General features: G+C 69.5%; 14 protein-coding genes. 4 read left to right on the top strand and 10 right to left on the bottom strand.

Annotation, left to right across the window (positions count from 1 at the left end; genetic code table 11):
- Positions 1-3: 3 nt before the first annotated feature.
- The 5 genes from ligA to ACAH01_RS15420 form a co-directional block, all read right to left on the bottom strand.
- On the bottom strand, positions 4-2106 hold the full coding sequence (gene ligA / locus ACAH01_RS15440; protein WP_372479783.1) for an NAD-dependent DNA ligase LigA: 2103 nt from the start codon (positions 2104-2106) through the stop codon (positions 4-6).
- A 138-nt stretch (positions 2107-2244) separates the two neighbouring features.
- The gene (locus tag ACAH01_RS15435; protein WP_372479782.1) at positions 2245-3393 is read right to left on the bottom strand and encodes a hypothetical protein; all 1149 of its coding nucleotides are present in this window, start codon (positions 3391-3393) and stop codon (positions 2245-2247) included.
- A gap of 355 nt (positions 3394-3748) precedes the next feature.
- Entirely contained in the window at positions 3749-4453 is a 705-nt protein-coding gene (locus tag ACAH01_RS15430; RefSeq protein WP_372479781.1) for a rhodopsin, read from the bottom strand.
- Positions 4446-6035, bottom strand: coding sequence for a methyl-accepting chemotaxis protein (locus tag ACAH01_RS15425; protein WP_372479780.1), 1590 nt, complete (start codon positions 6033-6035; stop codon positions 4446-4448). Before ACAH01_RS15425 ends, ACAH01_RS15430 begins: the two co-directional genes overlap by 8 nt.
- A 115-nt stretch (positions 6036-6150) precedes the next feature.
- A complete protein-coding gene (locus ACAH01_RS15420) occupies positions 6151-7263 on the bottom strand; it encodes an alanine--glyoxylate aminotransferase family protein (protein ID WP_372479778.1) in 1113 nt (370 codons plus the stop codon).
- Positions 7264-7564: 301 nt separating this feature from the next.
- Here ACAH01_RS15420 and ACAH01_RS15415 point away from each other — a divergent pair, with 301 nt between their 5' ends.
- On the top strand, positions 7565-8614 hold the full coding sequence (locus tag ACAH01_RS15415; RefSeq protein ID WP_372479777.1) for a DUF4397 domain-containing protein: 1050 nt from the start codon (positions 7565-7567) through the stop codon (positions 8612-8614).
- Between the two features lie 19 nt (positions 8615-8633).
- Here ACAH01_RS15415 and ACAH01_RS15410 read toward each other — a convergent pair whose 3' ends face one another.
- Positions 8634-9041, bottom strand: a complete 408-nt coding sequence (locus ACAH01_RS15410) for a hypothetical protein (protein ID WP_372479776.1) — start codon at positions 9039-9041, stop codon at positions 8634-8636.
- A 96-nt stretch (positions 9042-9137) separates the two neighbouring features.
- On the opposite strand from ACAH01_RS15410, the gene ACAH01_RS15405 reads away from it, so the two are divergent.
- On the top strand, positions 9138-10094 hold the full coding sequence (locus tag ACAH01_RS15405) for an AAA family ATPase (RefSeq protein WP_372479775.1): 957 nt from the start codon (positions 9138-9140) through the stop codon (positions 10092-10094).
- A gap of 129 nt (positions 10095-10223) precedes the next feature.
- On the opposite strand, the gene ACAH01_RS15400 is transcribed toward ACAH01_RS15405, so the two are convergent.
- Genes ACAH01_RS15400 through ACAH01_RS15385 form a run of 4 tightly spaced genes read right to left on the bottom strand, consistent with a single transcriptional unit; the run spans position 10224 to position 16448 of the window.
- Complete coding sequence (locus tag ACAH01_RS15400; RefSeq protein WP_372479774.1) at positions 10224-11831, bottom strand: hypothetical protein; 1608 nt, start codon at positions 11829-11831, stop codon at positions 10224-10226.
- The gene (locus ACAH01_RS15395) at positions 11828-13165 is read right to left on the bottom strand and encodes a DUF58 domain-containing protein (RefSeq protein WP_372479773.1); all 1338 of its coding nucleotides are present in this window, start codon (positions 13163-13165) and stop codon (positions 11828-11830) included. The genes ACAH01_RS15400 and ACAH01_RS15395 overlap by 4 nt, the downstream gene beginning before the upstream one ends.
- A complete protein-coding gene (locus tag ACAH01_RS15390) occupies positions 13162-13788 on the bottom strand; it encodes a hypothetical protein (protein ID WP_372479772.1) in 627 nt (208 codons plus the stop codon). Before ACAH01_RS15390 ends, ACAH01_RS15395 begins: the two co-directional genes overlap by 4 nt.
- Positions 13788-16448, bottom strand: coding sequence for a transglutaminaseTgpA domain-containing protein (locus tag ACAH01_RS15385; protein ID WP_372479771.1), 2661 nt, complete (start codon positions 16446-16448; stop codon positions 13788-13790). Before ACAH01_RS15385 ends, ACAH01_RS15390 begins: the two co-directional genes overlap by 1 nt.
- A gap of 202 nt (positions 16449-16650) precedes the next feature.
- Here ACAH01_RS15385 and ACAH01_RS15380 point away from each other — a divergent pair, with 202 nt between their 5' ends.
- A complete protein-coding gene (locus tag ACAH01_RS15380) occupies positions 16651-17943 on the top strand; it encodes an O-acetylhomoserine aminocarboxypropyltransferase/cysteine synthase family protein (RefSeq protein WP_170093292.1) in 1293 nt (430 codons plus the stop codon).
- Between the two features lie 89 nt (positions 17944-18032).
- On the top strand, positions 18033-19244 hold the full coding sequence (gene metX, locus ACAH01_RS15375; RefSeq protein ID WP_372479770.1) for a homoserine O-acetyltransferase: 1212 nt from the start codon (positions 18033-18035) through the stop codon (positions 19242-19244).
- Positions 19245-19249 lie beyond the last annotated feature (5 nt).

The following is a 19249-nucleotide window of genomic DNA, read 5'->3' as shown; positions in this document are numbered from 1 at the left end:
CTCTCAGTTCTCGATGCCGCGGTCGGCGAGCAGGTCCGCGAACGCCTCTTCGTCGATCGTCTCGACGCCTTCCGCCGCGGCGTCGTCGCGCTTTGACTGGCCGGGGTTGTCGCCGACGACGAGATAGTCGGTGTTGCCCGAGACGCTGCTGGTCGCAGCGCCGCCGTGGGTCTCGACCAGTTCCTGTGCCTCGCTGCGGGTGTAGCCGTCGAGCGAGCCCGTGAACACGAACGTCAGCCCGTCGAGCGCGTCGCCGGTCTCCGTGTCGGCCGGCTGGGGGTCGACGTGGTCGAGCAGGTCGTCGAGTACCGCCTCGTTGCGCTCGCCACGGAAGAACTCGCAGATGCTCTCTGCGACGATCTGCCCCACGTCGTCGACGGCCTCGAACGCGTCCGTGTCGCCGGCCTCGCCGGCCTCGCGGATCGCCTCGAAGCTCCCGAACTCGCGGGCGAGGTTCCGGGCCGTGACCGTCCCCACCTCGTGGATGCCGAGCGCGACGAGGAAGTTCGCCAGCGGCGGCTCGCGGGTCGCGTCGACCTCCGCGACGAGGTTCTCGGCGCTGCGCTGGCCCCACCCTTCGAGGGCGGCCAGTTCGTCGACGGTCAGATCGTAGAGGTCGGCCGGGCTCTCGACGAGCCCCGCGTCCAGGAGCGTCGCGACGGCCTTCTCGCCCACCCCCTCGATGTCCAGCGCGTCGCGGCTGGCGTAGTGTTCGATCGCGCGTTCGCGCTGGGCGGGACAAGCCAGGCCGCCGGTACAGAAGGCCATCGGCCCGTCGCGCTCGACCGGGCTCTCACAGACCGGGCAGCGCTCGGGGAAGGCAAACGTCGCTTCGCCGCTCGACTCGACGACTTCGACCACGTCCGGGATCACGTCGCCGGCTCGCTTGATCCGGACCGTGTCACCGGCGTCGACGCCGAGCGACTCGATCTGTGCGGGGTTGTGCAGCGACGCCCGCGAGACCGTGACGCCGCCGACCTCGACGGGATCGAGGAGCGCGACGGGCGTCAGCCGGCCGGTCCGACCCACTTGGACGGCAACGTCACGCAGCGTCGTCCGTTCCTTGCGCGCCGGGAACTTGTAGGCGAAGGCCCAGCGGGGGGCGCGACTCGTCGACCCCAGCAGGTCACAGGCGGCGCGGTCGTCGACCTTGATGACGACGCCGTCGATCTCGTAGTCCAGATCGTCCCTCGCGTCGAGTTGTCGGTCCCGGTAGTCGATGGCGGCGTCGATATCGTCGACCACGGCGGTCCGGTCACACACTCGCAGCCCCCACTCGGGGAACCGTTCGTGGAGCGCGCCGTGGGAGTCGAAACCGACCGACGCGTCGAGCACGCCGAAGAAGAAGATCGAGAGCGGTCGCTCGGCCGTGATCGACGGGTCGAGCTGGCGCAGCGTCCCCGCCGCGGCGTTGCGGGGGTTGGCGAAGGGGTCCTCGCCGCGTTCGATGCGCTCGCTGTTGTACTCGGTGAAGGCGTCGCGCGGCATGTACACCTCGCCTCGCACGGCGAGATAGTCGGGGTAGTCACCGCGCAGGCGCTGGGGGACGCTGGCGATCGTGCGGACGTTCTCGGTCACGTCCTCGCCAACCTCGCCGTCGCCGCGGGTGGCGGCCCGCTGGTACCGGCCGTCCTCGTAGACGATCTCGACGGAGAGCCCGTCGAACTTCGGCTCACAGAAGTAGTCGATCTCGTCCTCGTAGCCGGCGTCTGCCAGTCGATCCCGGACCCGGCGGTCGAACTCGCGGACCTCGTCGGCCTCGCCGCCCTGGTCGATCGATCCCATCGGCGCGACGTGTTCGACGGACTGGAGTTCGTCCAGCGGCTCGCCCCCGACGCGCTGGGTGGGGCTGTCCGCGCGGTCGAGATCGAAGGCGTCTTCGAGGGCTTCGAGCCGCGAAAAGAGGGCGTCGTAGGCCCGATCCCCGATCACCGGATCGGCCAGCACGTAGTAGCGGTAGTCGTGGTACCGGATCGCCTCGCGGAGCGCCGCGGCCTGCTCGCGGGCCGCGTCGTCGGTCAGGCCGTCGATGGGATCGAACTCAGTCGGCGGGTCCTCGACGTAGCGGTTGTCCGGTGGTGGTGTCGGCTCCGTCTCCGAACTCATACGGTGTGGGTGTGGCCGTCGGGGGTTAAAAGGAGCCATCCCGAACAGCGGCGGTGAGGGCGGGCGGCGGGCGACGGGTCAGCGGGGCGTGTGGGCAAGCGATCGACGCGTTATACCGTCGACGGCAGTAGGACGGCCTTACCGGGGGCATCCCACGTCCGGGTCGGGCTCGTCGCTACCGTAGTGGTTGGCCTCGTACTCGACGTTCGCCCAGTCGCTCGTGTGGACCTGCGTGATCGCGCTGCCGTCCCAGTCGGCGGGGGTCGACTTCGGTTCGTCGGGGTTGTAGAACCAGTTGTGATGAATCGCGGCCACGTCGTCGGGCGTGCCCCGGATCGCGACCGCTTCCGGTTCGCCGCCGTCCTGGACGTGGGAGACGGCCTCGACGGTGTTGTGGTGGATCTCCATGGTCGTCCCGCCGGGCTCGTGCTGGTCGATGACGTGATCGACCGTCTCCGGCCCGAAGTGGTTGTACCGGGCGGTGTAGCCGCAGTTGCCGCTGCCGGCGACGCTGTGGCGGTTGTAGTTGAAGTAGTTGTACTCGATCAGGGGCTCGCCCCGGGTGACGCTGACGCCGTAGCCCAGGCCGTCCATCGGGTTGTGGTGGACGTCGTTGTGGTGGACGTGGGTGTCGTCGAAGGGCCGGATGGCGGCGTGAGAGAAGCCGAAGACTTCGTTGTTGTCGATCTCGACGCCGCTCTCGGCGACCTGTAGCCCGATACTGACCGGTCCGTCGGTAAGGTCGACGTACTCGTCGTACTGGCCGCTGACGCGCAGGCCGGTCACGCGAGCGTTCGCGCGGACGACGAACATCGGCCACGGGAGATCGGTCGTCTGGAGGTGGCCGCCGGGAGCGCCGTCGATCCCGCGGTCCGAGGCCAGCGTGACGCCCTCGGGGATCGACCACTCCGCACCGCCCATGTCGATGGTCGCGTCCCCAGCGACGTACACCACGTCCCCACTGGACGCGTTGCCCAGCGCGTCCTGGAGTTCGCTCCGCGTACCGACGGTAACGTCTGCCTGATCCGGTTCGACGGTGTTCTCGTATCCGGTGCCGCCGCCGACGACCGGAGCCTCGTCCGTGTCGCTCTCGCCAGCCGGTTCCGACGCGCGGCCGGTCACGTCGTCGTCGGCCGCCGCGGCCGACTCGGCATCGCGTGCGCTGGCAGCACCGACGCCAGCGCCACTCATGAGCATCAGTCCGGTCAGTTCCAGACAGCGGCGTCGGCTGACGGGGAGCTCTGTCGTCGGTGCAGTACGGTTCCGGTCGCCGTTAGGTTCCGGCATAGTCGAGTACAGTGATCTTACCGTTAAAGGGAATTTTTACGGGGTGGCAACCGGGTTGTCACACCCACAGCCCAGCGACGGTCGGACGCTCGGCAGTTGCTTGCCAGTTCGGTGCGAACCGGCCGGGGCGAGAACGACTCGCTTACCCCGCCACAGGTTCGGGTTATCGAGAGTAAGCAGTGATTACGAGCCAGAGAGCGGTTCTCGTCGCCACCCCGCTGGCAGTGACAGAGCGGTGCGCGCGAGCGACGGCGTCCCGTCAGTCGACAGTATCATACGGATTATTGTAGATCTTTACCGGATCAACCGCACGACAGTGTGCGGTCGACCGGGCAAACGGCTACAATAATCCGTATCAGTCGGCTGGCGTCGCCCCGGACGCGGTCGACGGACGCAACGACGCGGCTCCGACGGCGTCGAGGTTCGTGAAGAGGAAGCCGGCAAAACCGACACGGAGGAGCACCGTCATGTACTGCTGGACGATCAGCGTAGTGAAGTTGTCGAAGATACCGAACAGTGCCAGAAGGACGAAGACGACGAACATGCCAACGATGAACAGCAACAGGTTCCGGGCCTTCCAGTGGAGGAGCCGGGGCTGTTCGGGGACCGCCTGCGCTCGTCGCCAGATCGGACCGAGCAAGAAGGCAGCGAGGGCGAGATGGCCACCCACGAGGATCACCAGGCCGAGCAGCGCGATGGGTCCGTCAGTGACCGTCGCGACCTCGAAGCCGAGACGCTGGGCGACCGGCGTGAACACGATAGCGGCGAGCGCACGACCGTTGATACCCGCAAGGCGAGCCATCACGGCGTACAGTAACACGTAGGCCACCAGATCGTCGAGGACCGAGGGAACCACGACCTCGCCGGTTCCGACCGGCACCGTCCCGACGCCGGCCGCGACCAGCGCCGTCGCCACGGCGGCAAAACCGACGACGAAGAGGACTGGCCGACAGAACGCCCGCTGGTCGTCTGGAACACGGCGATACCAGGCCAGCAGTACCATCAGCGCGACAACGTAGACGCCAGCTCTGAAGCCGTGGAGCGTCGCAGCCTCAATCATCGTCGTCACCCGCCGTTGCGCTCGCGGTTTGCACTGTCCCGGCAGTGCCCGTGTCTCTGGTCTCGAACGAATCCAGCAGTGCCATCAGGTCGGCCGTCTGGTCGCTCAGCTCGTCGGCGCGCTTGCGAACGCCACGCATCGTCGACGCCGTCTGCTCGGCCGTGTCGGCCAGCTCGTTCGAGCGAGTCGCCACCTGCTGGGCGGAGTCGGCGACCTGGTCGAGCGCCGCCGAGACCTCCTCGGTGGCGGCCGCACCGTCGTCGGTCGCACGGGCGATCTCCGCCATCGCGTCGTCCACGTCGTCGACGGTCTCGGTCAGCGTGCCAAGCGTCTCTCCGGCTTCGGTCACCGTCTCGACGCCGTCGTCGATCCGGCGGCGCGTCAGCGCCATCTCCTCGGTCACGTCGTCCACGTCGTCGCGGGCACCGTCGACGATCGACTCGATCTCGTCGATGGCGTCCTGAGTCTGCTCGGCCAGCCCCTTCACCTCGTCGGCGACGACGGCGAACCCGTCGCCACCGCTCCCGGCGTGGGAGGCCTCGATGTTGGCGTTGAGCGCGAGCATGTCGGTCTGCTGGGCGATCTCGTCGATGAGTCCCGTCGTCTCCGCGACCTCGTCCATCCGGTCGTCGAGGGCGGTGACGAGCCGGTCGAGTTCGTCGACAGCGTCGGCGACGTGTTCGATCGTCTCGACTGCCTCCTCAGTGCGCTCTGCGCCGACCTCACCGACCTCGGCGGCTTCGGTCGCCCGTCCTGCGACCTCGTCGGTCGTCGAAGCGACTTCCTCGATCGTCGCCGAGAGGTCGTTCGTCTCGGCGACCGCGCTCTGGAGGCGTTCGGCCTGTCCGGACACGTCACTGGCGAGTTCACGGATGTCGGTCGCCAGCGACTCGTTGAGGCGCTCGACCTCGGCGGCGTCCTCGGCGACGGCCCCGCTGGTCTCTTCGACCGTCGTCGCGAAGGTCCGAATCTCGCCGACGGTCTCGGAGAGGTCGACGGTCATCTCCTCGTAGGCGTCGGCGATCCGCTCGATCGCGTCGACCTCGCTGTCGGCCGTCAGCCGCGTGGTGAAGTCGCCGTCGGCGGCGGCCGCCATCGCGTCCCCGATCGTCTCGGCCTGGTCGACCAGCTGGTCGTTGAACTCTTCGGCCTCGGCGCGGGCCGTTTCGGCCTCCGACTTTGCCTGTTCGGCCTCTTTGCGTGCGGCCTCTGACTCGTCGAAGGCCGACGTGAGCGAGTCGCGCATGCTGTCGAACGCGTCGGCGAGCCGCCCGAACTCGTCGGCCCGATCGACCTCGGGGGTGGCGTCGAGGTCGCCGTCCTCGATCGCGGCGGCCGCGTCGGTGAGCTGTCTGAGCTCGACCGCGACGTTGCCGGCCAACACGATGCCGAGCAAGCCGAGGTTGAGCGTGAGGACGAAGATCGTCCCCGCGAGTCCGGCGAGGCCGGCCTCCGGCGAGGTGGCGACGTGGCCAGCGAAGACCGCGCCGAAGCCGACTGTCACTCCCAACGTGATCGCCAGCGCCGTGCCGATACGGCGGCTGTACTGCGAGGCGAGCCACGTGACTGTCCGTGATTGCATCTTACTGGAAACAAACTCGATACGACTCTTGAAGCTGTGGCTCCAGATTCCACAATTGATAACGTAGCGAGATTGCCTCGCTCACAGAGACGCCCGACAGCGTGCGACGGGAGCGTTACAGGTCCGCGACGTCCTCGATGGCGTCGGTCAGCGTCCGGATCGACTCGACGTCGTGTTCGCCCATGTGGCCGATCCGGAACGTCTCCTCGCCCAGCGCGGAGCCGTAGCCGTTCGAGAACACCATGTCGTACTTCTCGGAGACCTCCTCGATGGTTGCGGCCACGTCGATGCCCTGCGTGTTCTCGATACAGGAGACCGTCTGGGACTCGTAGCCCTCCTCGGGGAACATCTCGAAGTGATCGCGTGCCCACTCGCGGGTGTACTCGGCCATCTCGCGGTGGCGCTGGTCGCGGCCCTGGTGGCCCTCGTCGAGCATGTGCTTCATCTGCTTGCGGTAGGCCAGCATGATCGGGATGGCGGGCGTCGAGTGGGTCTGTCCCTTCCGGTCGTAGTAGTCCAGACAGCGCTGGAAGCCGCCGTACCACGAGGCGGACTCTTTCTCGATCTCGCGGTCGTAGGCGTCGTCGCTGACGACACAGACGGTCAGTCCCGGCGGCATGGCGAAGGCCTTCTGGGTGGAGGCGAAGATCACGTCGACGTTGTGCTGGTCGATGTCGACGTAGTCACCGCCAAGCGAGGAGACGGCGTCGACGACGAAGTAGGTGTCCGGGTACTCGGCGACCACGTCGCCGATCTCCTCGATCGGGTTGCGGACGCCGGTCGAAGACTCGTTCATCACCGTCGCGACCACGTCGTAGTGCTTGTCGCTGGCTTCCAGTTCCGCGCGGATGTCCTCGGGCTTGATCGCCTGTCCCCACTCGTATTCGAGTCGGTCCACGTCCTTGCCGAGACGCTCGGCGACGTTGGCGTGGCGCTCGCTGAAGCTGCCACAGGTCGGCACGAGGATGTTCTCGTCGACGAGGTTCAGCGTCGATGCCTCCCAGAACTCCGTCCCCGAGCCCGTGAGGATGATCACGTCGTTGTCGGTGCCGAGGAACGTCTTCGTGTCCTCGACGATGGTCGTGTAGAGGTCGGTCATCCGGTCCATCCGGTGGCCGAACATCGGCTGGGCCATCGCCTGGATCACGTCGTCGCGGACCTCGGTCGGGCCGGGAATGTACAGCGTCTTGTCGGGATAGTCGTCCGTGTATTCGCTTTTTTTCGTCACTGAAGCCACCTCTGAGTGTTGTGAACGGTCGTCGCCGAACGGTATGGTAGTTGTGATACCGTCCGCTCGACGGCCAGTAACCTCGCCTTATCTCCGCTGGCGGCGTCGCCCGGTCGATACGGTTCGCTTTCCGGGTCCCCGCGGTGGGATCGTGCCGGCAAACAAGCGGTCGTTATCGAACGAGCGCGAGACAAACGATCGGCTTACTCCGGAGCACCGTAGCGAGCCCACACCGGCGGCGGCGGCGGGCGGGCGCTTGCTCTCGCATAACAAAGGGGGAGAGGACGAATGACTCCACTGCATGCCAGACAGCACACGCAGTACCGCACTCGTATTGGTCCTCTCGGTCGCGCTCGTGGCGAGCGCGGCCTTCGTCGGGGTCGGCTTCGGCCAGCAGGCCGAGGACGACGCCGACGACACAGAGTTGAGCACACAGAACACGTCGTACCTGCGCGTCGCCCACGCCGCGCCCGGTGCGACGTCGGTCGACGTGTACGTCGACAACGAGACCGTCGCCGAGGGCGTCGCGTTCGACACGTTCAGCGACTACATCGCCCTCGAGTCGGGCAACCACACGATAACGGTCACCGTCGTCGACAGGCCCGACGAGGTCGTGTTCAACGAGACGGTCGACTTCGAACCGCGGTCGGTGACGACCGTGACCGCGGCCATCACCGCAAACGAGAGCGAGGGCGGGGTCGTCCCCGTGGCCTACGACGACAGCGCTGCCACGCCGGCAGACGACGAGGCTGCACTCCGGATCGCTCACCTCTCGCCGAACGCGCCGGCAGTCGATATCGTCGCCGTCGAGAGCGGCGACGACAACGCCACCGAGGAGACGGCGACCGAGACGGAGGCAAACGAGACCGCAACTGAGGAGGAAGAAGCGACTGACGAAACAGCGACCGGCGAGACGGTCCTCGCGGAGAACGTCTCGTACACCGAGGCGACCGAGTACGCGAACGTCCCGGCCGGCGACTACACCGTCGAGGTCAGAGTCGCGGCCGAGGACAACGACGGATCGGTCGTCGCCAGTACGGATCTCACCCTGGAGAGCGGCGTCGCCCACACCGCGTGGGCGCTCGGGAACGTCCCCGAAGACGGCGAGGAGATGCCACCGACCTTCCGCGTCGTAACGACCCAGGACGCAAGCAGGACGATCGACTTCCCGGGCGCGGAAAACGAGACTGAAGGGACGGACACCGAAACGGAATCCGAGGAAGAAGAGACGACTGAGGAAGAGACCACCGAGGAAGAGACGACCGAGGAAGAAGAGACAACCGAGGAAGAAACCACGGACGAAGAGACGACCACCGACGAGGAAGCGACGGAGACCGAAGCCGCGACGTAGGGCTTCAGCGCGTCTTTTTTTACGATCCGTCGACCGCCGGCCCCCGTTTGCCGACCCAGTAGCCGAATGCGGCGACCGGTGCGGCGACGAGGACGGCCCCCAGTTCGAGGCGCGCGAACACGCGAAGCTGGTCGGCGAGCGAGGGTGTGTACTCGAACGAGACCCCGACGACCGGGAGACAGAGGACCAGCACCGCCGTCGAGTAACACCCGAGACGGGTCGCCTCGTAGACGCTGCCGCGAGTGAGGAGCAGGGCCCCGGAGCCGACGAGAACGACGAACGGGAACACCAGTCCCCAGGCGCTACCGACGACGGCCATCCCAATCGGGAAGGCGAGGAGTCCGTTGACGAGCGCGACGAGTGTGCCGACGACGACGGTCGGCGTGTCGAGTTCGGTGTCGGACGAAATGAGAGCGACGTCGGCCATCACGTCACCTGTCGAACCCATCCCACTTCATACGGATGGTCGTCTGGTAGTGGCGGTTCGACCAGACTTATGCCGCCGCTGGCCGAGCACTCGCGTATGGATCACGAGACCGCCGGCCGGGCCTGCGCCGAGATTCTCGACGCCGTCGGGAGCGCGGTGATCGCCGAGGACGCCTTCCTGGAGGGCGTGTTGACCGGCATCCTCGCACGGGGCCACGTCCTGTTGGAGGACGTGCCCGGCACCGGCAAGACGCTGACCGCCCGGAGCTTCGCGAACGCGCTCGATCTCTCGTTCAACCGCATCCAGTTCACGCCGGACCTGTTGCCGGCCGACATCACCGGGTCCAACGTCTACAACGAGGGGACGGGGAGCTTCGAGTTCGCGCCGGGGCCGATCTTCGCCAACGTCGTGCTGGCCGACGAGATCAACCGCGCCCCGCCCAAGACACAGGCCGCGCTGCTGGAGGCGATGGGCGAGGGCCAGGTCACCGTCGACGGCGAGACCCACGCGCTGCCCGAGCCGTTCTTCGTCATCGCGACGCAGAACCCCGTCGAGCAGGAGGGGACCTTCGGGCTACCCGAGGCCCAGCGAGACCGATTCGTCGTCAAGACCGCGATGGGCTACCCCGACTTCGACGGCGAGCGAGCGCTGATCGACCGGCGGGCCGACCGCACCGCACAGGCACCGAGCGTCACCGCCATCGTCGACGCCGAGCGGATCCCCGACCTCCAGCACGTCGCCGAGACCGTCACCGTCGACGGGAAACTCAGGGACTACGTGGTGGAACTCGGGCGGGCGACCCGCGCCGACGAGCGCGTCGACGTGGGCGTCTCCCCGCGCGGAATCCAGCGACTGTTCGAGGCCGCGCGCGCTCGCGCCGTCATCGAAGGGCGGGACTACGTCGTCCCCGAGGACGTACAGCGAGTCGTCCGCGACGTGTTCGCTCACCGACTGGTGCTGACCGCCGACGCGAGCGTCCGCGAGGTGGATCCCGACGAGGTCGTCCGAGACGTACTCGACCGGATCGAGGTGCCGGCCGTCTCGCCGACCTGAGACGGATTGTCGCCGGTCTGTACCGGATCGACCGCACGACAGCGCGCGGTCGACCGGGCAAGCGGCGACAACAATCCGTCTGATGGGGCCGACCTCGCCGTCTCGGCCAGGCGACACCAGCGTTGTCCGTCAGCGCAGCGCGACCAGCAACGCCAACAGCCCCACGACGGCGACGACCAGGCCCGCGACGACGGCCCCGTCGGCGACGGTGACCGCGCCGACGGCGGCGTCGGTCACGGCCACGGCGACGGCGACGCCGACCCCGCCGACGGCCAGCGTTCCGGTCGTGTGGACCAGTTCTGTCCGGCGGGTGTCGGCCCGCTGTCCGATCTCTTCTCCCAGCGTCGTCCCGAACTCGCCCACGTCCCAGACGAGGACGGCTGCGACGAGGCTTCCAAACAGCAGCGCCGTCGGCACGCCGACGACGCCCGCGAACGCCGCGACTTCGAAGAGTGCGGCGCTGGCGATCCCGACGCCGGCAGTGCGGTCGTCGAGGTACTTCGTGAGCAAGACGAGCCACAGACACATCGCCACGACCGCGGCGACCAGCAACACGAAGCCGACGCCGGTCAGGACGATCGGGACCGGGCCGTAGAAGTCGACGACGGAGCCGGACAGCTCGCGAAACTGCGGGCCGAACTCGCCGGGCAGCGTCGCCGCGACCCAGCCGCGAGCCGCCGACAGGACCGGGCCGGCGACGAGGGCGGCCGCGACGAGCACCCCGCTCCCGGCCGCAAAGGGCGCGACCGCGGCCCCGATCCGGTCGGCGGAGGTCTGGGCGGTCCGCCGGAGCAACGCGACGGCGACCAGCGTCGCGACACAGACGACGATCACGCGCCACGCGAGCCTGCGAGCCGGCGGCGCGGTCGTCACTGCGACCAACAGGTCGAACACCGGCGGCGTCACCACCGACTGGAGTCGCTCGGGCGGGAACACGTAGTCGGTGAAGAACCCGACAGGGACGCCGAACCCGGCGAGGACGGCCGCCCGGAGCAGCCACGACCGGGCGCTCGCGACGGCGCGCTCGACCGCCGGCTCGGTCGTGAGTTCGGTGAGCGGCAGGGCACCGACGGTCCGTCGGACGACGAGGAACGTAGCCGCGACGAGCAACAGGAACGTCGTCACGCTGGGTCGGACCGCTGGGGGCTCGAAGACGATCGTCGTGGTCGTCCGGAGCACGTCGCCGAGGACGGCCCCGACGCCCGGTGCGTCGCGGGTGGCTTCGAGATACCGGAGGGCCTCGCTGGCGACGAGAACCAGTCCCACACCGAGCGGCGGTATCGTCGTCTTCAGCGACGCCTCGGCGGTCCGCCTGGCCGTGTCCCGATCGAGGACGTGTCCGATCGCGACGCTCGCGCCGAAGACGGCCGCGGCCGCCCCGACGACGACCATCGCGCGGGCCGACAGGTCGACGACGGTCGCAGGCAGCCGAGACAGCGACTCGACGGGGAACAGAACGCCCGCCAGGACGATGACGGTCCCGACCGTCGCAGCGACGACGCCGAGCCCGATCGGGAGCGCGAGCAGGCTGGTCAGGACGGTTCCCAGCGTCTGGTGGCGTTTCCAGCCGGCGGTCCAGACCGCCAGTGCGAGCGCGACCGCGCCGGCCCCGCCCAGCGCGGCCGGCACCGCGACGCCGATCGCTCGCACGAGCACCGTCGCTGTCAGCAGCGTGACGAACACGACCAGCCCCGTGCTCGCCGTCGTCGGCCGCCAGTCCGTGCGATCGTCGATCATCGGTTGAACAGCTCCGCGAGCGAGGCCCGCATGGCGATGTCGATCGGTTCGTCGAGGTCCCAGTCGATCAGCGTCGCCCCGGTCAGCTCCACCGACTGGAGGCGCAGCCGGCGTTCGAGCGCGACGACGGTCTGGGCCGGTCCCTCGCCGCGAGTGACGTCGGGACTGACGACGGTCGTCGGGTAGCTCCGCGCCCGGAGGCTCGTGATCAGTTCCGTCGGCCAGTCGTCGAGCAGCGGTGAGAAGACGACGACCTGTGCCGTCGGTGGGAGGCGAGCGAGCAGGGTCTCCACGTCGGGAGCGGTCCGATCCGTCGCGCTCTCGGCCCCCGCCTGCTCGCCGCCGTCGGGCGCGACGCTGTCGCGCGTGGCCGCCGACTGGACGCCGTCGAACAGACGACTCGCCTGCGGGCTCTCGACGCCGCCGTCGGGGTCGGCCCAGGCCAGTCCGTCCGGACCGAGCCCGCCCACGAGGTCCTCGTCTGCGAGCCCGACGGCAGTGATGCTGGCGACGACACTCGATCTGGACAGGGCATCGAGCAGGCGCTCGGCGGCGTAGGCGGCCAGTTCCGCACCCGTCGGATACCCCGCTTCCGGCGTCACCCGCGTCGGGGGGCGTGCGTCGACGACGAGCACGGTGCGGACGGCCTGCTCCTCGCGGTACTCGACGGTCGTCAGTTCGCCGGTCTTGGCGAAGCGCCGCCAGTCGATCCGCGCGACTGGATCGCCCGACTGGTAGTCGCGGGTCGCGTGAAACTCCAGCCCGCTCCCGCCGCTGTCGGTCGGGAGCGTGCCGGCGCGGGGCAGCGTCGCGTCGGCAAGCGGTGCCTCGGCGACCACGTTGGCACAGGTCAGGGCGGTGTCGCCGGCCGCGGCGACCGTCGCCGTCGCGATCTCGGTGGCCGCCAGCGGCCGGATCCGAACGGCGGGATCGTCGAAGGCGTAGGTCCCCCGTTTCGAGCGGACGGCGTACTCGACGGTCGTCGACTCGCCGGGCCGCAGCGAGCGACAGGCCCGCGGCGAGCCCGAGACGACGGTCAGTTCGGCGGGGACGCCGTCGACGATCCGCACGTCGGTCAGGGTCCGCCGGCCGGTGTTCTCGACGGTCAGGGTCACGTCGACCGGATCGCCCGGCGTCGGTGCCGCGGCGGCCACGGTCCGGTCGGCGTCGAGGTTGGCTCCCGACGGGACGCGCGACAGCGCCCCGACCAGCACGTAGGCGAGGGGGATCGCCGCCCCCGCGAAGAGGGCCGGTTCGGCGGCCAGGAGACCGACGCTCAGTAGCGTCACCGTCCCCGCGAGCGGGACGCCCCAGCGTCGGACCCGGTCGGTCACGGCCACCCCTCCGTGAGTCCGCGCGTGGCGCTGACCGTGCGGTGCAGTCGGCGTCGGCGCTCGGCCGCCGGATCGAGCCAGAGTCTGAGACGCGACCACAGCGAGTGCGACGGGCCGTCGTCGCCCGAGAGGACGGCCGCGGCGGTCCGGTCGTCGGTCCAGTCACCGCGCTCGACCGCTCGCCGGGCGGCCTCGGGGCCACAGCCGGCCGTCTGTGCGTAGGCCGCCGTCGCCGTCTCGCGAAACCGCTCGCGGACGGCGTCGAGCGCCTCGTCCTCGCCCGCGATGGCGTCGTCGATCGTCGCCGCCAGCGCCGCGCCGGTCCGACGCTGGCGTGCCGTCGTGACGGCCTCGGGCGGTTCCGCGGTCGCAGCGTCGAACGCGTCTCCGCCCTCGCCATCGCGGCTCGGCAGCGTCGCCGACCGGGCGGCGACGAGCAGGTAGAGCCCGGCGAGGAGGCTGCCCCCCAGCAACAGCTGGCGCGCGTTCGCCGCCTCGCCGAGGGTCACGAGCGGAGCGACGGGCGCGACCGACAGCAGCGTCTCGGGAGCGAACAACAGTCCGGCGGCCAACAGCGTCGCGACCGTCCCGACGACTCCGAACAGGACGACCCGGACCCGCATCAGTCGGCCACCTCCGGCTGTCCCTCGGGCGCGTCGCCGTCGGCGTCGTCGGCGCGCTCGACGGCGTCGTCGATCGCCGCCAGGGCCGCGTCGACGGCCGGCACCCGTTCGGTGGGTTCGCGCTGGCCGTACTCGACGGCCCGGAAGGCGTCGACGATCGTCCAGACCGCGTCGGCCGGGAGGTCGTCGACCTCGACGGCGTGGGCCGCGATCGCCTCGGGCGTTCGCCGTTCCGGCCGGGCCACCGAGACGTGCCCGAGGAACTGCGACCACCCCTCTCTGATCGTCGCGTGGGCGTCGTCGGACCCGGCGTCACCGTCGCCGGCTGGAGCCAGCGACTCGAAGCGGGCGGTCACCGTCGACTGGACGCCGCCCGACCGGTCCGCGAGCCAGCGCCGGAGCGCAGCCAGCAGCGCGGTCGGCGAGACGCGGCCGGTGACGAGCGCGCGCAGGTGGTCGACGGTCAGCACTGTCCGCCGGTAGAGCCGACGGATCGCGCGATCGAGCAGCGAGCCGATCCCCACCAGCGCGACGACGACCAACTGTCCGCTCCGGGCGAGCGCCGCCCCGATCCGTCGGGGCGTGACTCCGTAGCGGCGAGCCAGCGCGACCGCGGCGACGACGGCGACGAGGAGGGCGGCCACGACCGCCGCCAGGTTCGCGTACAGCCCCTCCAGGGCGGTCCGGCGAGACTGGCCGTACTGCGAGACCGCGACGGTCGCGCTGTCTGCCAGCGGCAGCGAGACCGTCGTCGTCCCGTCGACGCCGGTCGTCCCGATCCGTTCGCCGTCCAGCGCGACGGTCGCGCCGGCCGTCGGTTCGCCCGCCACGGTCGCGTTGACCCGGGCGTCGGTCAGCGGGAGCGCCAGCGGTGCCGTCGGCTCGACGCTCACGTTCAGCCGCCCGAGCGTGAGCGTCCGGGTGCCCTCGACGGCACCGCGACGCACTGCCAGGGTCGTCTCGCCGGGCTCGTCCGGCAGGCGCACGGTCGCCCGGCCCCGGTCGTCGGTCGTCGCGACCTGCTCGCCCCCCAGTGTCACCGCCGCCCGCCGGAGCGGCTCGCCGTCGACGAGCGCGACCACCGACACCTCGCTGCCGGTGGTGAGATCGCCGCTCACGGCGATCGCCGCGGTCGTGTTCAGATCGAAGGTCTCGGTGTCGTGGGTCGCGGGACCCGCTGGTCGGAAGAGCCGCCCGTTCTCGCGGCTCGGCGCGCCGTAGACGACCACCCGTTCGTCGGCGGTGCCGGCGATCGTCACGTTGAGTGTCGCGGCGTAGGGGACGGTGGCAGTCACGTTCCCGTCTGTGGCGGTAGCACCGACCGGCTCGCCGTTGAACAGGACCTGCGCGCCCATCACCGGAACGCCGTCTTCGGTGACGGTCACGGTCACCGGCACGCCGGGGACGGCCGTCCGGTTCAGCGACACGTCGTAGCCGCCGTCTGCGGTGTCGTCCTGCTCGGTCGGCGTGGCTGTCGCCGTGTCCGTCGGCGTCGGCGTGTCGGTCGGGGACTGGTCCGTCGGAGCCGGTGTCGGTGTCGCCGTGGCCGGCTCGTCCAGCGCGGCCTGCTCCTGCTGGCGGCGCTCGTCGCCCGGCGTGGCGTCGAAGCGGACCCAGCCCACGTCGGGGAAGTACACCTCCGTCCAGGCGTGGGCGTTCATCCCTCGGACGGTGTAGCTGTTCTCGCCGACCTGCTCGCCGGTGGAGTAGCCGACGACGTAGCGGGCGGGAATGTCCTGACTGCGCAGCATCGCGACCATCGACGTGGCGAAGTACTCGCAGTACCCCGACTCCATGTCGAAGACGAACTGCGTCGCGACGCCGGCCTCCCGCTCGGGATCGTGGCTGGCGTTCAGCGAATAGGCCTTGTTCGATTCGAGCCACCGCTCGATCGTGCGAGCGGTCTCGTAGGGATCGTCGGCGTCGGCCGTCAGCTCGTCGGTGAACGCTCCGAGGCGGGCCTCGCTGTCGGCCGGGAGCTGGGTGTACCGGTCCTCGATCGCCGCCGGATACTCCCGGCCGGCCTGGCTCAGTACGGCCGGATCGTCGGCCGGGCGCTGACTGACACCGGTGTAGGTGGTCCCCTGCGGGACGGCCCCGTCGGCCGTGATCGCACCGTTCTCGGTGACCGAGACGCCCGGCCGAGAGATCTGGGTCGGCCGCCAGACGGTCGGGAGCGACGCGGCGCTCCGTTCGAGGGTCACCTCGTAGGTGACGCGGCCGTCGCGAGCGCCCTCGACGGGCAGTTCGCCCTCGACCGGCGTCGTCCCGCCGCGTCGCTCCCAGCCCGCGCCCGTGTACTCGCCGTATGCACCTGTCCGCCAGTAGCTTGCCTGCGTGCTCTGGACCCGGAAGTGGACTTCGTCGCTCTGTGATCGCAGGGCCGACTCGCCGCCAAGCGACCCGCCAACGTCGGTGCTGTCGCCGGGACTCAGCGCGCCGAGCCCGCCGCCACCGCCGGAGCCGCTGCCCCCCGACCCACCACGGACCTCCTCGGGGATCGGGACCAGCGACGAGGCTGGCGTGTCGGTACCTGCCGGCGACAGCGCCGGCACCGCGGTCGTCGCCACCACGAGCGCGAGCAGCGTGACTACCACGAGCGCGACCCGCGAGTAGTCGCGCGTGCCGCCGACCTCGAAGAGAGAGTCGTCATCTGCCATGGCTCGTCGATGTGGGACGACCGGCCGGAACGTGACTGAAGATGGACGTACGTCAGTCGTGACGCGATATAAGCTTTGACCAGACGAGACGGTCGCTGGATGGGCGGTCGACCGCCGACAGCGACCTGCCAGCGGGCGACGCACCTGCGAGTTTTGCCGTAACTGGTGGTTATAGATGGCTGGAGCAATATGCGTGTTGTACATGACTGACGACACCCAGGGGTTCGGGACGCGCTGTGTCCACGCCGGCCAGGAGGAGCCCGATCCGGCGACGGGCGCGCGTGCGCCACCGATCTACCAGACCACGTCGTACGTGTTTGAGGACGCCGACACCGCCGCCCAGCGGTACGCTCTCGACGACACCGGCAACGTCTACTCGCGGTTCGACAACCCGACGGTGTCGATGCTGGAGCGGCGCATCGCCTCGCTGGAGAACGGCACTGCGGCGGTGGCCACGGGCTCGGGGATGGCCGCGCTGGACGCCGGTACGTCGATCCTCGCGAGCGCGGGCGACAACGTCGTCACGGCCGCCTCGATCTACGGGGGGACTCACTCCTATCTGGCCAACATGGGACCGCGCCGCGGCATCGAGACGCGCTTCGTCGACACGCTGGACCCACAGGCCTACGCCGACGCCATCGACGACGACACCGCCTACGTCCACTTCGAGACCATCGGGAACCCCTCGCTCGTGACGCCACCGATGGAAGAGATCGCCGAGGTCGCTCACGACCGTGGCGTCCCCGTCTTCGTCGACAACACCTTCGGCACGCCGTACCTCTGTAACCCGCTGGATCACGGCGTCGACCTCGTCTGGGAGTCGACGACCAAGTGGATCCACGGCTCGGGGACGACCGTCGGCGGCGTGCTGGTCGACGGCGGCTCGTTCCCGTGGGCGGAGTACCCCGAGAAGTTCCCGGAGCTCGGGGCTCCCAATCCGGCCTTCGACGGGATCACCTTCGCCGAGCGCTTCGAGGGCGAGGCGTTCGCACACGCGGTCCGCCAGCGCGCCGTTCGCTCGCTGGGCGACGGCCAGAAGCCCTTCGACGCCTGGGCTACCCTCCAGGGGTGTGAGACGCTCAAGCTCCGGATGCAACAGCACTGCGAGTCGGCGATGGCCGTCGCCGAACACCTCCGGGACCACCCCGAGGTGGCGTGGGTCACCTACCCCGGACTCGAAGATCACGAGACCCACGACAACGCGAGCCGGTACCTCGACGGCGGCTACGGCGGCATCGTCACCTTCGGCCTGGAGGGGGGCTACGACGCCGGCCGCGAGGTGTGCGAGCGGACCGATCTCGCGCAGTTCCTCGCCAACATCGGCGACGCCAAGACGCTCGTGATCCATCCCGCGAGTACGACCCACGCACAGCTCAGCGAGGACGAACAGCGGGCCAGCGGCGTCACGCCGGACCTGATCCGCTGTAGCGTCGGCATCGAGGACACCGAGGACGTCGTCGCCGACCTCGACCGGGCCATCGCGGAGGCGAGCTAAATGGTTCGAGACCAACGAGAAGACCGTCTACGGCACAGCACCACGGCAATCGGGTCCCCGTTTCGAACGACGACAGTGAGGGCCACAGCATGGACGTAGACCACCAGACCCTCTCGCTGGGCGAGTTCGAGTTCGCCTGTGGCGAGACGATCCCCGAACTCGAAGTCGCGTACGAGACCTACGGCGAGTTCGACGGCGACAACGCGGTCCTCGTCTGTCACGCGCTCACCGGCAGCGCACACGTCGCCGGCCGCGGTCGCTTCGAAGACTCCGATCAGGCCTTCGCCTGGTGGGACAACATCGTCGGTCCGGGCAAAGCCATCGACACGACCGAGTACTACGTGGTCTGCGTGAACGACCCCGGCTCCTGTTACGGCACGTCCGGGCCGGCCTCGACGAACCCCGAGACCGGCGAGCCCTACGGGACGGCGTTCCCGCCGGTGACCGTCGGCGACTGGACGGAGGCCCAGCGGGCCGTGCTGGACGAACTCGGGGTGCCCCACCTCCACGCGGTCGTCGGCGGCAGCGTCGGCGGCATGAACGCGCTGGACTGGGTCAAGCGCCATCCCGACCACGTCGAGCGCGTCGTCGCCATCGCCACCGCCGCGCGACTCGACCCGCAGTGTCTCGCGCTGGACGGGATCGCACGCCGGGCGATCACGACCGACGACGACTGGAACGGTGGAGACTACTACGGCGACGACCGCCCGGACCCAGACGAGGGGCTGGCGCTGGCCCGCGAACTCGGCCACGTGATGTACCTCTCGAAGGCGACGATGGAGCAGCGCTTCGGCCGGCGGGCCGCCACGAGAGAGTACGAGCGGGCCTTCCCGACGGATCCAGCGGGCCGGTTCTTCCCCTACCGGGACGTGGAGTCGTACCTCGATCACAACGCCACGAAGTTCGTCGACCGCTTCGACGCGAACAGCTACCTCTACCTGACCCGAGCGATGGACAACTACGACCTCTCGTCGGGCTTCGAGTCCGACGCGGACGCCGTCGCCGCCTTCGACGGCGAGGCGTTGCTGATGTCCTTTACCGGCGACTGGCACTTCACCACAGAACAGTCCGAAGAGCTGGCCGACGCGTTCCGCGAGACCGACACTGCGACCGCACACCACGTGGTCGACTCCGACTACGGCCACGACGCCTTCCTCGTCGAGCCCGACCGCGTCGGCCCGCCCGTCGCCGACTTCCTCGCCGACGGCGTCGGCGGCAGCGCCGTCTCCGACACCACCGACGACGACGACGGCGACGACGGTCCCGACCACGCCCCGGTCCACACCAGCCTCTTTTCCTGATACGG

It is taken from the genome of Halomicrobium sp. HM KBTZ05 (genome assembly GCF_041530035.1).
GTDB lineage: Archaea > Halobacteriota > Halobacteria > Halobacteriales > Haloarculaceae > Halomicrobium.
This window is presented reverse-complemented; position numbering and strand designations above follow the sequence as displayed.